General features: G+C 35.7%; 15 protein-coding genes. 10 read left to right on the forward strand and 5 right to left on the reverse strand.

What is annotated here, in order from left to right; genetic code table 11:
• Positions 1-203 precede the first annotated feature (203 nt).
• Positions 204-1337: an IS256 family transposase gene (locus tag DESTER_RS03075; protein ID WP_013638203.1), complete on the forward strand. Its 1134-nt coding sequence runs from the start codon at positions 204-206 to the stop codon at positions 1335-1337.
• A 180-nt stretch (positions 1338-1517) separates the two neighbouring features.
• On the opposite strand, the gene DESTER_RS03080 is transcribed toward DESTER_RS03075, so the two are convergent.
• Both DESTER_RS03080 and DESTER_RS03085 read right to left on the reverse strand, forming a co-directional pair.
• Entirely contained in the window at positions 1518-2123 is a 606-nt protein-coding gene (locus tag DESTER_RS03080) for a riboflavin synthase (RefSeq protein WP_013638204.1), read from the reverse strand.
• A 20-nt stretch (positions 2124-2143) separates the two neighbouring features.
• Positions 2144-3451, reverse strand: coding sequence for an IS110 family RNA-guided transposase (locus tag DESTER_RS03085; RefSeq protein ID WP_013637888.1), 1308 nt, complete (start codon positions 3449-3451; stop codon positions 2144-2146).
• Positions 3452-3517: 66 nt separating this feature from the next.
• Here DESTER_RS03085 and DESTER_RS03090 point away from each other — a divergent pair, with 66 nt between their 5' ends.
• From DESTER_RS03090 to mraY, 7 genes are read left to right on the forward strand one after another with little or no spacing between them, the layout of a single operon-like run.
• Positions 3518-4441: a Ppx/GppA phosphatase family protein gene (locus DESTER_RS03090; RefSeq protein ID WP_013638205.1), complete on the forward strand. Its 924-nt coding sequence runs from the start codon at positions 3518-3520 to the stop codon at positions 4439-4441.
• A complete protein-coding gene (locus DESTER_RS03095; protein ID WP_013638206.1) occupies positions 4423-5757 on the forward strand; it encodes a UDP-glucose dehydrogenase family protein in 1335 nt (444 codons plus the stop codon). Before DESTER_RS03090 ends, DESTER_RS03095 begins: the two co-directional genes overlap by 19 nt.
• Complete coding sequence (locus DESTER_RS03100) at positions 5757-6380, forward strand: CDP-alcohol phosphatidyltransferase family protein (RefSeq protein WP_013638207.1); 624 nt, start codon at positions 5757-5759, stop codon at positions 6378-6380. The genes DESTER_RS03095 and DESTER_RS03100 overlap by 1 nt, the downstream gene beginning before the upstream one ends.
• A gap of 2 nt (positions 6381-6382) precedes the next feature.
• Positions 6383-7045 (forward strand): 2,5-diamino-6-(ribosylamino)-4(3H)-pyrimidinone 5'-phosphate reductase, encoded by a 663-nt coding sequence (locus tag DESTER_RS03105; protein ID WP_013638208.1) that lies wholly within the window; start codon positions 6383-6385, stop codon positions 7043-7045.
• A gap of 9 nt (positions 7046-7054) precedes the next feature.
• On the forward strand, positions 7055-8044 hold the full coding sequence (locus DESTER_RS03110) for an ABC transporter permease (protein ID WP_013638209.1): 990 nt from the start codon (positions 7055-7057) through the stop codon (positions 8042-8044).
• On the forward strand, positions 8034-9101 hold the full coding sequence (locus DESTER_RS03115; protein WP_013638210.1) for an ABC transporter permease: 1068 nt from the start codon (positions 8034-8036) through the stop codon (positions 9099-9101). The genes DESTER_RS03110 and DESTER_RS03115 overlap by 11 nt, the downstream gene beginning before the upstream one ends.
• A 4-nt stretch (positions 9102-9105) precedes the next feature.
• Positions 9106-10182, forward strand: a complete 1077-nt coding sequence (mraY, locus tag DESTER_RS03120) for a phospho-N-acetylmuramoyl-pentapeptide-transferase (protein WP_013638211.1) — start codon at positions 9106-9108, stop codon at positions 10180-10182.
• Here mraY and DESTER_RS03125 read toward each other — a convergent pair whose 3' ends face one another.
• Positions 10183-10479: an ArsR/SmtB family transcription factor gene (locus DESTER_RS03125; RefSeq protein ID WP_013638212.1), complete on the reverse strand. Its 297-nt coding sequence runs from the start codon at positions 10477-10479 to the stop codon at positions 10183-10185.
• Positions 10480-10535: 56 nt separating this feature from the next.
• On the opposite strand from DESTER_RS03125, the gene cysE reads away from it, so the two are divergent.
• Together cysE and DESTER_RS03135 are read left to right on the forward strand one after the other, a co-directional pair.
• Positions 10536-11186, forward strand: coding sequence for a serine O-acetyltransferase (gene cysE, locus DESTER_RS03130; RefSeq protein WP_013638213.1), 651 nt, complete (start codon positions 10536-10538; stop codon positions 11184-11186).
• A gap of 11 nt (positions 11187-11197) precedes the next feature.
• On the forward strand, positions 11198-12202 hold the full coding sequence (locus DESTER_RS03135) for an SPOR domain-containing protein (protein WP_169308663.1): 1005 nt from the start codon (positions 11198-11200) through the stop codon (positions 12200-12202).
• An 18-nt stretch (positions 12203-12220) separates the two neighbouring features.
• Here DESTER_RS03135 and ilvC read toward each other — a convergent pair whose 3' ends face one another.
• Together ilvC and ilvN are read right to left on the reverse strand one after the other, a co-directional pair.
• Positions 12221-13228, reverse strand: a complete 1008-nt coding sequence (gene ilvC, locus DESTER_RS03140) for a ketol-acid reductoisomerase (protein WP_013638215.1) — start codon at positions 13226-13228, stop codon at positions 12221-12223.
• A gap of 27 nt (positions 13229-13255) precedes the next feature.
• Entirely contained in the window at positions 13256-13777 is a 522-nt protein-coding gene (gene ilvN, locus DESTER_RS03145; RefSeq protein WP_013638216.1) for an acetolactate synthase small subunit, read from the reverse strand.
• Positions 13778-13780 lie beyond the last annotated feature (3 nt).

The following is a 13780-nucleotide window of genomic DNA, read 5'->3' on the forward strand; positions in this document are numbered from 1 at the left end:
GACTAGACAATTTCATAAATGAATAAGTAGCTTCAATCTAATCAGTAACTCAAGGTAGTGTCAAGAATTTTGTGTAAGCTTGAAAAATGGGATACCCTCCTGGGGAACACCCTGGGTAGTGTACGATATTTTGTGTAAGCTGGAAAAATGGAGTAACCTCCTGGGGAACAAACCCAAAAAACCCATAACCCCAGGAGGTCAAGATGAAACTACAAAAGATTTTACCAGACATCATTAAAGAAGTGGTAAAACAGACTTTAGAATCAATCATGGTAGCTGAGAGGGAAGTGTTTCTTAAAGAAAATGGAGGAACAAAGAACGGCTTTTACGTAAGAAACTTAGATACTGTTATTGGTAAGCTTGAAAACCTGCGAGTTCCGAGAGATAGAGAAGGAAAATTCAGAACAAAACTGATAGAACCTTATAGAAGAAGAGATATCAATCTTGAAGATTTAATACTTGGGATGTTTGCTTCTGGTATGAGTGCAAGAGCAGTAGCACAGGCTCTTGAAAGTGCATTTGAGCTTAAATACTCACCTTCAACGATTAGTCAAATATCTCAGGTGACTTTAGAGGAGATAAACAAATGGAAACAGAAAAAACTCAAAAGTAGATACTCCGTCATAATGCTTGATGGGATGTGGCTATCTGTTAGAAGAGATACCGTTGAAAAGGAAGTTGTCCTTTTTGTTATCGGCATAGATGAGGACGGTTACAAACAAATCCTGGATTTTGAAGTTAACCCATCAGAAGGGGCTGAAAGCTGGGCAGAGATGATAAAAAGACTTTATGACCGAGGAGTAAGAGAAGTACTCCTTTTTGTAGCAGATGGAATTACTGGACTTGAAGAAAGGATAAAGGAGTACTTTCCGAAAGCTGATTTTCAGACCTGCGTGGTTCACAAGGTCAAAAATACTTTGAACAAAGTTCGAGCTAAGGACAGGAAGAAAGTGGCGAAGGATCTGAAAAGGATATATCAAGTCTCTACGGAAGAGGATGCGCTAAGAGGTTTTGAGAAGTTTAAGGAAAAATGGGGAGCAAAGTATCCGAAGGTAGTAAAGTCGTGGGAGCAGGAACTTTATAAGCTCCTTACTTTCCTCAGGTATCCGGAGTCCATACAGAGAGTGGTATACACGACGAATTTGATAGAAAGGACGATAAAGGAGATAAGGAAGAGGGTTAAGGTAATAGGAGCTTTACCGTCGGTTGGTGCTGTTGAAAAGTTTGTTTATCTTAGGGTAGCAATGCTTAATGATAGATGGTCTAACAGGGTGGTTAATGGATTCCTTGAGGCTAAGGAGGAGATTCAAGATATGTTCTCCAGGAGGCACTCCTAATGGCTTACACAAAATTATTGACACAACCACACCCTGAGATGGTCCCCTATTTTTACACCACTGTTCTATCCTTTTTAATACCTCTTTACCGTAGTATACCTCGTCGGGTGTTCGATAATCAAGTGATTGATGCAATACAATCTTTCCTTGTTGTCAGAACTTCCCACTTTTATTCCTTACTTATTGCCTTTTGCCTATTTGAATTCTCAACATTTTCTCTACATATTTCCCAATAATATCAAACTCCAGATTGACAATATCACCTGGCTTTCTAAACTTCAGGGTTGTGTTCTTATAGGTGTGAGGAATAACAGCAACTGAAAAAGTATCTGCAAAAAGAGTTGCTATTGTAAGACTTATTCCGTCAATTCCAATAGAACCTTTTTCTACAACTAAATGTCTGTATGCTGGTGGCAGTTTGAAAGAAAATAAAAATCCTGTTCCTTCTCTTTTTATCCCTACTACCTTTGTTATAGTGTCAACATGCCCCTGTAAGATATGTCCACCAAGACGATCAGAAAATCTTAAAGCTCTCTCAAGATTCACAAAATCGTTGGTTTTCAAGATTCCAATATTACTTCTTCTTAAAGTTTCAGCAGAAACATCAAAAGTAACAGAGTCTTTTTCAAAAGAAACAACAGTTAGGCAAACGCCATTAACAGAAATACTATCCCCGATTTTTATATCCTCTGTTATCTTTTGACATCCGATCTTTAAAACAGCAGATTGAGAACTCTTTTTCAAGGAAAGAACTCTTCCTACTTCTTCCACTAAACCTGTAAACATTTTTTCTCCTATGAAAGATGTCAACCCCCAACACAGAGGTTGCATTTATTTTCAACAAAATCCATAAATTGCCTTCTCTCTCTCAAAACTGCGAACATTACTTTAACCAATTTCCTCGCCGCAGCTATCAGCGCTTTCTTCTTCTCTAAACCTTTCTTAACTAACCCTTCGTAAAATCTTTTAACTGAATTGTCTAACTTGCTGTTCAATAACGCTCTCGTAGCCTGGATAATCTTGTTCCTCGTTCTGCTGTCCCCTTTCTTTGTTATCCTTCCATTTCTAACTTCGTCTCCACTGCTATTAACACGAGGAACAAGTCCAAAATAAGCCGCTACCTTGTCTCCGTTTTCAAACCTCTCTTCGTTACATACGGCAGATATAAAGGCTATAGCTACTATATCTCCTACTCCAGGTATGCTTTTTAGAAGTTCTACTTTTCCCTTAAGCTCCTCATCTTCTCCTATAAAACTCTTGATATCTTCTTCTGTCTCTCTTATCTTATCTGTTAAGTATTCTATTGTTTCTATTTGCCTCCATATCGTTTCTCGTAATGACGGAGGCACTTTCTTCTTCGTTTCTTCCTTTATCCTTTCCATCCCTTTCTTCGTGGTGAGTTCTCTCTTGTTTGTCTTTATCCCATATTCAAGCAATAGGCTATGAAGTCTGTTAATTACCCCTTTTCTCATATCTACAAAGCTATCTCTCTCTTTCATCTTTATCCTTAGCTCTTTTTCTTTTCTCGTCGGGACGTAAACTGTCGGAAGTAAGCCCATTTCATAGTAAATGGCTATCGTTTCTGCATCTATCCTGTCGTTTTTAGCACTGTTAACACCTTTTAGAATGTTCTTAAATTTGTTAGTGTTAACGTAAGTTATTTCATCAACGCAGTTCCTTATCTCCTCCGTAAAAAATGTTACTCCTGTTAAGGTTTCTACCGCAACTTTTACTGAATATCCTTTTTTCCTAAAAGTTGTTAGGTGATTTTTAAATTTCTCTAACTCTTCTGCTTCGTACTTCTTGGTATTAAGTATCCCTGTCAGACAATCTAAATAAGCTGCTGTAAAGCTGTTTTTGTGGTAGTCCACTCCGACATACAGTGTTTTCTCTACCTTCTCCTTCATCTCTACCCCCTGATATGTTTTGTGTTTTGCAACCTCTGCTTCGGGACTATTCCCATACTCCAATACGGCGCTTCCCGCCACTATAATTAGCCGGCAGGAGGCATCGGCTAATCTCCACGCACGGGGCTTATTCCCCAGGGAAAAATCCAGCCTCCTGCCTTTAAAGGTTGCCTCTTTACTATAGTCCCGAATTTCAGGGGGTGACATCTTTTATATCATCTCCATTTTTGGTGTAGAATTTTTATTCAATTATACATAGGAGGAAGTAGGCTCTTGAGAATAGCTACTGTTGATATCGGAACCAATTCAACAAGGCTTTTGATAGCAGATGTTAAAAATGGGAAAGTTGAACAAATTTTCAAGACAGGAAGAGTAACAAGACTTGGAGAGGGAGTAAAGAAAACAGGAAAACTATCAAAAGAAGGTATTGAAAGGACCATTGAGACACTTAAAGAGTTTAGAGAGCTGGCCGAGAAGCATAGTGTAGAAAAAATAATAGTTGTTACCACAGAAGCTGCAAGATTGGCAGAAAATGCAAAAGAATTCATATCAAAAGTGGAAGATCTGGGCTTAAAAATCGAAATTCTCTCAGACAGAGAGGAGGCTGAAGTTGTTTTCACTGCCAACGTTCTCCATTTTAACCCTTCAGGAAAGGCTATGACAGTCGACCTTGGAGGTGGAAGCACAGAAATCGTTTTCGGTAGTAAGAATAAAGTAGAGTATCTAAACAGTTTAAAATTTGGCGTTGTTTTCCTCCACGAAACCTTTATCAAGTCGGATCCCCCAGAAGAAAGTGAACTTAAAGAAGTGGAAACTTTTATAAGAAACGAACTGGTAAAAGTAAAAAAGGAAATTCCGCAAGAGAACTTCGTTGTCTATGCTGTCGGAGGAACCATAACTTCTGTTGTTGCAATGGAAGAACAGATGACAGTTTATAAGCCAGAGATTGTTCATGGATATGTTGTAACAGAGAATCTAATTAAAAAGTGGTATCAAAGGCTCTTCTCCATGACAATTGAAGAAAGGAAAAAAATAGTTGGGCTTGAAGAAAACAGAGCTGATGTGATAATTCCTGGACTTGCTTTTTTCTCTATCTTTTGTGAAGTCTTTAAGAAGGATAAATTGACGGTTAGTGAGTTAGGATTACTTTACGGATTAGCACTAAAGGAGGCAGTCAAATGTCATCAAAAAGGATAGCAGTAATAGGTACAGGGTACGTTGGTCTTGTATCCGGAGCTTGCTTTGCCTATTTGGGACACAAAGTTATTGGACTTGATATTGATGAGAAAAAGATAGAGCTATTAAGAAAGGGAGAAGTTCCAATATATGAACCAGGTCTTGATAGAATCTTAAGGAGAGCTCTGGAAAGGGGAAATATCGAATTCACAACTGATTATGAATATGCCGTTAAAAACTCCGACTTTATCTTTATAGCTGTTGGGACTCCTTCAAAAGAAGATGGTTCAGCAGATTTGTCGTACGTTGAAAGTGCCTATAAAAGCATAGCTGAATATATAGGAAATGAAGATTTCAAGATCATTGTAAACAAATCAACAGTTCCTGTTGGAACAGGAAGATGGGCAAAAGAATTTATAAAATCTCTTCTTGAAAAAAGAGGAATAAAAAATCCTGAAGAAAGATTTGAAATTGTTTCAAATCCTGAATTCTTAAGAGAAGGGAAAGCTGTAGAAGATTTTATGAAACCAGATAGAGTAGTTGTTGGAGCAGACAATAGAGATATAGCTGGAATGGTTGCTTCTTTATATGAAAAACTTCAACCTGCAATGCTTATAACAGATCTTCCAACTGCAGAAATGATTAAGTATGCTTCAAACTCCTTTCTTGCTACTAAGATTTCATTCATTAACGAAATAGCAAACATCTGCGAAAAATTGGGAGCAGACGTAACGGTTGTAGCAAGAGGTATGGGTCTTGACCATAGGATAAGCCCTTACTTTTTAAATGCAGGTTGTGGTTTTGGAGGAAGTTGTTTTCCTAAGGATGTAAAGGCTTTAATTCATACTGCTAAGTCTGTAGGTGAGGAACCAAAACTTTTATCTTCTGTCATGAAGGTGAATGAGAAGCAAAAGCTAAGACCTATAGAAAAACTTTTAAAGCATATTCCTGAGTTAAAAGATAAAACTATTGCAGTTTGGGGACTTGCATTTAAACCAGAGACTGATGATATGAGAGAAGCTCCGTCTATACCACTAGTTAGAAAACTTCTTAGTTTGGGAGCAAAGGTAAAAGCATATGATCCTGTAGCAATGGAAAACGCAAAAAAAGTATTTAAAGAAGAAATAAAAACTTTTGGAGAAAAACTATTATTTGTTGACGATAAGTATGAAGCACTGGAAGGAGCAGATGCTCTCATTCTCATAACAGAATGGAATGAATTTAAGGAAGTAGAATTTGATAAACTTAAAGGAAAAGTTATTATTGACGGCAGGAATATTTGGGAACCTTCTGTAATGAGACAGTTTTGTGTCTATGAGAGTATAGGGAGAGTGTAATGAACATTACCAGCAAAAGAGAAACGCTAAAAAAACTTTATTCGCCGTTTGGTTGGGTTTTAGCAAAGGCAAACATCTCTCCAAATTTTATTACTTTGAGTGCAGTTATTACGGGAACTATTGCTGCTATACTTTACTTTTTAGGTCATCCGGTTATTGGAGCATTTATGCTTTTCACTTCTGGAATTCTTGACTTATGTGACGGTTATGTTGCAGTTAGTAATAGAAAAGCTACAAAATTTGGAGCTGTTTTTGATTGGTTGGCAGATAAGTGGGTAGATGGCTTTGTGCTCGGAGCAGTAGCATTAAAATATGCTAATGAGTGGGTAGCTCTTTTGGCGGTTGTTTCTACTATGCTTCACACATTTATAAAACCTGTTGTATATGCAGAAATTGGTTATAAAGAGAGAACTACCGGAAAGATTAAAGATCCTCTTGAAAATACGGGTTTTTTTGGCAGACCTGAGACCTTTTTAGTCTTGTTTACTTCGTCAATCATATATCCTTTTTATTCAAAAAGCTTAACCTACGGAATAGAATTTATAGCTGTTATGTCCCTACTTTCTCTGCTTCATAGAGTTTTTTATCTATACAAGCACTACGGTAAAGAGTACGAGGAGTAAAGATGGAAAGACCTTATGTAATTATAGTTTCAGAAGTAACTATTGACGGAAAATTAACTCTTGCAAAAGGTGTCTCGAGTAAAGAAATAATGAAGCTGATGGATGAGGAAGCTAATAAGTACTTACATCAGATAAGAGCTGAATGTGATGGAATTATGGTTGGAGCAAATACCATAAGGATTGATAACCCAAACCTTACGGTAAGATATGTTAAAGGAAAAAATCCTACCAGAATTATTCCAGTATCAACTGGAGATATACCTCTTGATGCTAATATCTTAAACACAGAAGTAGCTCCTACTGTTATTGCTGTTTCAAAAAAAGCTCCAGCCGAGAAGATAGAAAAGTTAAAAGAAAAAGGAGTTCAGGTTATTGTTGCAGGCAACGAAAAAGTTGATTTTGCAGAGCTCTTTTCTAAGTTATATGAAATGGGAATTAGAAAACTCATGGTAGAAGGTGGAAGCAAAGTTAACTGGGAGCTTATAAAAAACGATCTTATTGATGAAATAAGATTAATACATCTTCCTGTAGTAGTTGGTGGAGATGATGTTCCATCTCTTGTATCAGGAGAAGGTTTTAAGACTCTTGATGCAGTTAAAAGGTTTGAAATCAAAAAGGTCTTTAAGTGCGGGAATCAAATCGTAACAGAATACGGAAGAAAGTAAGAAGATCCAATGTTTAAATATATTCTGAAACGCCTTCTTCAAATGATTCCTATTGTTGTTGGAATGACATTTGTTTCTTTTTTCATTATTAAATTTGCTCCCGGGGACTTTTTTACACAATTAGAAATGAATCCTTCTATATCGAAAGAAACAATTAAGGAGCTCCGAAAGCTTTACGGTCTCGATCAAAACATCGTTATCCAGTACTTTCACTGGCTCTGGAACGCACTCCACTTCCATCTAGGTTACTCATTTGCCTATCACAAACCTGTAACAGAACTGATAGGAGAAAGATTACTAAACACATTAGAACTTACAGTTTCTTCTTTTATCCTTTCGTGGCTTATATCAGTTCCTTTGGGAATAATTGCTGGTGTCTACAATGGAAAACTTCTTGACAGAATAATTTCTTTTTTCTCTTTCTTTGGAATCTCTATTCCCAACTTCTTCTTAGCGTTTATTCTGATGTATATGGCAGCAAAAACGGGAATTTTTCCAATTGGTGGAGTGGTTTCGCAAAACTACGAAGAACTCTCTTTTATCGGAAAAATTGCTGACCGGCTTTGGCATATGGCAATTCCATTAACTGTTCTTGTTATTGGAAGCATAGCAGGACTTTTGAGACTTGTTAGAAGTACAATTATTGATGAGCTTAATAAGGACTATGTAAAAGTAGCAATAGCAAAAGGATTACCTTATAAAATAGTTGTAATAAAACATGCTTTTAGAAATGCTCTAAATCCATTTTTGACTCTCATCGGTTTTGATATTGCTGGACTTCTTTCTGGAGCTGCCCTTATTGAGATAATAACTGCGTGGCCGGGCTTAGGAAGATTAATGTTTGATGCGGTTATGTCTCAAGATCTTTTTCTTGTTATGGGGTCTCTTTATATTGGAGGTATAATGTTGGTTCTTGGAAATCTTATAGCAGATATACTTCTTGCAATTAATGATCCAAGAATAAGAGAAAAAGAGGTAGAAGGAAAAATTGGTAGATAAGTTAGTACTCTTTCTAGAAGGCCTTTATACAAAAAATAAGTTAGCAGCTTTTTCTTTTACCTTAATTTTCTTTCTTTACTTTGTAGCTCTCTTTGCAGATTTCTTAGCTCCTTATCCTTATGATGTTCAATTTAGACACAATCCTTATCACCCTCCTACTCCTATTCACTTTTTTGACAAAGAAGGAAAGTTTCACTTGAGACCTTTTGTTTACGGTCATAAACTCGTTGATCCTGTAACGAAAACTTATGAAACTGATTATTCAAAGATTTATCCAGTTGAGTTTTTTGTTAGAGGCCATACTCACTATCTTTTAGGACTTATAAAAACAGACATCCATTTTTTTGGTGTTAAAAACGGTCATATTTTCCTTTTTGGAACAGATAGATTAGGTAGAGACATTTTTTCAAGACTTCTTTACGGAACGAGAATATCTTTAACAATTGGACTTATTGGGGTTTTAATCTCTTTCTCCATAGGAATCTTAATTGGTTCAATTGCAGGCTATTTTGGAGGTGTTGTAGATAGTGTATTAATGAGACTTATAGAGATTCTCATGGCGTTTCCTGCCTTTTATCTCATGCTTGCTCTTAGATCAATGTTTCCTGTTGATATGCCAAGTGTTTTGGTCTTTATTATAATCGTTGCAATTTTATCTCTTATAGGTTGGACAGGGCTTTCACGGGTTATAAGAGGAATGGTTTTATCTATAAGAGAATTAGAGTTTGTAAAGGCAGCTAAAGTTCTTGGAGGAAGTCATTTTTACATAATACTTAAGCATATTATTCCAAATACTCTTTCTTATGTTATTATTGCAGCAACTCTTACTATTCCTGGTTATATTCTTGGTGAATCTGCTCTTAGCTTAATAGGATTAGGAATTCAAGAGCCCTATCCATCGTGGGGTAATATGCTTTCAGAGGCAAGTAACGTTCATACTCTTTCTGCTTATCCTTGGGTGCTTTCCCCAGGGTTTGCAATTTTTATCGTTATAATGGCATTTAATTTTCTTGGAGATGGATTAAGAGATTATTTTGATGTAAAGATGGAGAGGTAAAAAAATGCTTTACCTTATTTTTTACCAGTTATTAGGAATAATACTCTTTAAATACATAACTTTTAGAAGTATTTATGCTGCAATTACAGCTATGACTTTAGGATTTCTTCTTTATCCCTATTTTGAAAGAAAACTAAAAAGTCTTCAGTTTAAACAGACAATAAAGGAATACCTTCCTGAAACTCACAAGAAGAAAAAAGTTCCTACTATGGGAGGCCTTCTCATAATTACTGTACTCGTTCTTACGGTACTTTTATGGAATAATCTTTCTAATCCTTTTATTTGGTTGTGCCTTTTAGCCGTTGTGGGATTTGGAATAATAGGATTCGTAGATGATTACATAAAGGCAAGACTAAAAAATCCTGAAGGGCTTTCAGAAAAAAGGAAGTTTTTATCTCAAGTTGCTATAGCAACTGTTATAGCAGTAGTTTTATTTGAATTAGGATTTTCTACAGAGCTCTATTTTCCTATTTTTAAAAATCTTCACATAGATCTTGGATATTTCTTTATTCCTTGGGTAGTATTTATAATCGTGGGCGCTTCAAACGCTGTTAACCTTACAGATGGACTTGATGGTCTTGCAATAGGGCCTGTCATAACAACTAGTTTTGTTTTTTTAGTCTTTTCTTACATTGCTGGAAACGTAAAACTTGCCACTTACCTTAATCTTCCTTATGTACCTGGAGCTGGTGAATTAGCAATTGTTTGTGCTGCCATTATTGGAGCTTCCTTAGTATTCTTATGGTTTAATACATATCCTGCAGAAGTTTTTATGGGAGATGTCGGTTCTCTTTCGCTCGGAGCTCTTCTTGGAACAATAGCGATAATTACAAAAGAAGAGTTCATTCTTGCTATAGCTGGAGGTGTATTCGTTTTAGAAACTCTTTCAGTAATTGTTCAGAGATACTACTTTAAATACACTAAGAAAAAGTATGGAGAAGGAAAAAGAATATTTAAAATGGCACCACTTCACCACCACTTTGAAAAAAAAGGATGGGAAGAACCCAAAATAACAGTTAGATTTTGGATCATTTCAATAATTCTTGCACTAATTGCTTTGAGTTTATTAAAGATTAGATAGTTACACTTTAATTCCAGCTGCTTTAAGAATGTCTAAAATAGTTTTATCCTTTAATTGGCAAGGAGATTTGACATTGAACTTATCTACTCTCTCAATAATTCCCATTTCCTTAAGAACCGAGGCATGCTGTGAAAGAAGAGGCTGAGGAACACCAAGTAATGCTCTTATTTCCTTAGGTTTTTTAGGACCATCAGCAAGAGCTACTATTATTCCTATTCTTATAGGATTTGATAGAATTTCAAAACGCTTAGCATATTCGGTATATTTCTTATAATGTTTTCCACACTTGTTATCCATGCAAATCTCCTCCCGTTTGGCAGACGATATTTTAACATTTAAAGACAGGAGAAGGAATGCTAAAAAGGATCAAAGAAGATATAAAAGTAGTCTTTGAAAGAGATCCTGCTGCAAGGAGTATAGTAGAAGTACTTTTATGCTATCCTGGTCTTCATGCTGTTTGGCTTCATAGAATCGCTCATTGGCTATGGAATCATAATTTAAGGCTACTAGCAAGGCTAGTTTCTCACTTTTCTAGATGGTTAACAGGAATAGAAATACATCCAGGAGCAAAAATAGGAAGAAGATTTTTCATTGATCACGGAATGGGAGTAGTAATAGGAGAAACGACAGAAATAGGAGATGACGTTACAATTTATCATCAAGTTACGCTTGGAGGAACCAGCACTAAAAAAGGGAAAAGACACCCAACTATAGGAAACAACGTAGTTATCGGTGCAGGAGCAAAAGTACTTGGTCCTGTTAAAATAGGTGATAACTGTAAGATAGGAGCAAATTCAGTTGTAGTTAAAGACGTTCCTCCAAATTCAACTGTTGTAGGAATTCCAGGCAAAGTAATAAGGAGAAATGGAATTAAACCCACAAAAATTGATCTTGAACATGGAAAACTTCCAGATCCAGTTACAGAATCTCTTAAACAAATGCTTGATATTATTCATGATTTAGAATTGGAAGTAAAATCTTTAAGGAAAGAACTGAAAGGATGATACGGGCAATATTGGGGATTTTTTTTCTCTTTATACCTTTTTTCTCTTTAGCTTCTTCTCTTCCGTGGGAAGGTAAACGTGTTTATACAATCCAAGTTGGTTCGTTTATAGACAAGGAAAAAGCAGAAGAAAGAGTAAAAAAAGTAGAAAATCTACCTTATGCCAGAATTAGCTATAGAAATGGTAGATATAAAGTTAGAGTAGGTTTCTTTAAAAGCAGTAAAGAGGCAGAAGCTTTTATTAGGAAATTTAATTTAAGAGAAAAAATTAAGGATTTTTATATTACAAGAATTAGATTTTCATCTAAAGGAGTAAATTTCCTTTCTAAAGGGGCATCTCAAACTGTTACTAATCATAAAACTTTTTCAAAAAAAGGAGAAATTAAAAATAATAGTTTAAAAGAAAAAAAACACTCTAAAGAAAATAAAAGTACAAAAATTGCTGTAGCTAATGTCTCTACTGAAACTAAAGTAGTAGAAACTAAAAAAGAAAAAGATTTAACAACGGAAAAAGACAATTTTGAAAAAAATAAGTCAGTCTTCGAAAAAGAAGATTTCACAGAATCTAAAGTGAAACTTTCTGAAATTACAGCAAAGGACATAAAAGATGGAAAAAAAGATAGGAAAAACTTCTTCGTTAAGTTATTCCTTATAGCTTTTTTGTTAATTTTGATTATTTTCTTTATTCTGAGTAAATTAGCAACTAAATTAATGTACAAAAAAGAAAAAAATAACAGTATTAATTTTCAATTACTTATCTCTAAACTCTTAAAGGAAGAAAACTATGAAAAAATAATAGATGTAGCGGTGCCTTACTTGATTAAAAATCCTCATGATACTTTTGTAAAAAAAGCTGTTGCCGAAAGTTTTGAAAAGATAGGAAGATATTTAGAGGCTGCTGCTATTTATTCTGAATTGTCTAAAGATTTAGAAGAGAAAGAACTCAAAGTTCTAGCTCAAGAATTTGAGAGAAAATCAGAAGAAGTTTTAAAAAAAGAGTTTAAAGGGAGGAAATAATCCTCCCTACTAATATACTTATTTTAACTCTTTCTTTTGTGTCTTTAAGAAAGGCATCATCTCACGGAGCTCTTTACCTACCTTTTCAATAGGATGTTCAGCTTCCATTTTTCTATAAGCATTAAGAACAGGATAATTAGCTTGAGCTTCAAGGACAAATTCTCTTGCAAATTCGCCTGTTTGTATTTCTCTAAGTATCTTCTTCATATTTTCCTTCACTCTTTCATCAATGACTCTCGGACCTCTTGTGTAATCCCCATATTCAGCAGTATCAGAGATGGAATATCTCATTCCAGCAAGCCCGTGTTGATACATAAGGTCAACAATAAGTTTTAGTTCATGAAGACATTCAAAGTAGGCAACCTCTGGCTGGTAACCGGCTTCAACAAGTGTTTCAAATCCAGCTTTAACAAGAGCAGCTGCACCACCACAAAGAACTGCCTGTTCTCCAAAAAGGTCTGTTTCTGTTTCTTCTTTAAATGTTGTTTCTATTACTCCTGCTCTTGTTGCTCCAATTCCTTTTGCATATGCAAGAGCGATCTCTTTAGCTTTTCCTGTTGCATCTTTATAAACTGCTACAAGTGCAGGAACTCCAGCACCTTCAAGATATGTCCATCTAACAAGATGTCCTGGTCCTTTTGGAGCTACCATGAAAACATCAACATCTTCTGGTGGAACAATTTGGTTAAAGTGAATGTTAAATCCATGAGCAAAAGCAAGAGCCATTCCAGCTTTAAGATTTGGTTTAACGGCCTCTTCATAAACTTTCTTTTGGACAGGATCTGGAAGAAGGAACATTACAACATCAGCTTTTTTAGTAGCCTCATCAGGTGGGAGAACTTCAAAGCCATCAGCTTTTGCTTTTTCAGCAGATTTACCAGGTCTTAAACCGATAACAACATTTACTCCACTATCTCTTAAGTTAAGAGCGTGAGCATGTCCTTGACTTCCGTAACCTAAAATGGCTACTGTTTTGTCTTTAAGGTACTCTAGGCTTGCATCTTCATCGTAGTAGACTTTTGCCATCTTTACCTCCACTTTATATTCAAGTTTTCACTTTTCGTCAAAAGTGTCTCCTTGCAGAGCTCTTACCATAGCCACTCTACCTGTTCTTGCCATTTCTCTAATTCCAAGAGGTTTTATAAGTTCTAAAAATGCATCTATCTGTTCCTCATCTCCAGTTAACTCGACAGTGTAAGTATCCTGAGATAAGTCAACTATTTGAGCTCCAAAAATATCTACAAGTCTCTTTACTTCTTCTTTCTTCTCATTAGAGTCAACGTTTATTCTTACTATCAAGAGCTCTCTATCTAACTTCTTTTTATCTGTTAAATCTCTTACTTTAAAAACATCTATTATTCTTCGAAGTTGCTTAACTATCTGTTCAATAGTGTGTTCATCTCCTTTTGCAACCATGGTTATTCTAGATATAGTCGGGTCTTCTGTACGACCGACATTTAGACTTTCTATATTGTAACCTCTTGAGCTAAAGAGCTCAATTATTCTTGCAAGAGCTCCAGGCTGATTTTCCACCAAAACGCTTATCACATGTTTTCTGTGAAGTGGCCTTTCCATAAC

Source organism: Desulfurobacterium thermolithotrophum DSM 11699 (assembly GCF_000191045.1).
In the GTDB taxonomy this organism is placed as follows: domain Bacteria; phylum Aquificota; class Aquificia; order Desulfurobacteriales; family Desulfurobacteriaceae; genus Desulfurobacterium; species Desulfurobacterium thermolithotrophum.